The organism is Vibrio sp. Isolate25 (assembly GCF_022398025.1).
Classification (GTDB): domain Bacteria; phylum Pseudomonadota; class Gammaproteobacteria; order Enterobacterales; family Vibrionaceae; genus Vibrio; species Vibrio coralliilyticus_A.
In genome coordinates this window covers 1-600 of sequence record NZ_JAKEUT010000031.1, presented here as the reverse complement: position 1 = coordinate 600, position 600 = coordinate 1, and the positions used below count along the sequence as shown (strand labels likewise).

At 42.1% G+C, this 600-nt stretch carries 2 rRNA genes; both read left to right on the top strand.

Features of this window, described 5'->3' with window-relative positions:
• Positions 1-138: ribosomal RNA gene (locus L1D15_RS21960) — 16S ribosomal RNA — on the top strand; the annotation flags it as partial.
• Positions 139-471: 333 nt separating this feature from the next.
• Positions 472-600, top strand: a 23S ribosomal RNA gene (locus L1D15_RS21955); the annotation flags it as partial.

Below are 600 nucleotides of genomic sequence, written 5' to 3'. Positions count from 1 at the left end.
GTCACACCATGGGAGTGGGCTGCAAAAGAAGTGGGTAGTTTAACCTTCGGGGGGACGCTCACCACTTTGTGGTTCATGACTGGGGTGAAGTCGTAACAAGGTAGCGCTAGGGGAACCTGGCGCTGGATCACCTCCTTATACGATGATTAYTCACGATGAGTGTCCACACAGATTGATGGTTTTGAAGCGAAAGCTTCGAGCTATGATTGCTCTTTAACAATTTGGAAAGCTGACGAATAACAACAATCCCCATCTCTATGAGATGCGTTGTTATTCATTTAAAAGTTCTCAAATCCTAATGACTTGTTCATTAGGTACCAACACACATTCAAGTGTTCTTGGCTTTTTGTTTTCACTTTTTATAAAAAGTAAAATAAAAAGATATTTGAGTCCGGCAAAATCGAGTCTGCATCATGTTTAAATAATTGCAGACAACTTTGGTTGTTTAACAAAGACCCTTTGGGGTTGTATGGTTAAGTGACTAAGCGTACACGGTGGATGCCTTGGCAGTCAGAGGCGATGAAGGACGTATTAACTTGCGATAAGCCCAGATTAGACAGTAAAAGTCATTTGAGTCTGGGATTTCCGAATGGGGAAACC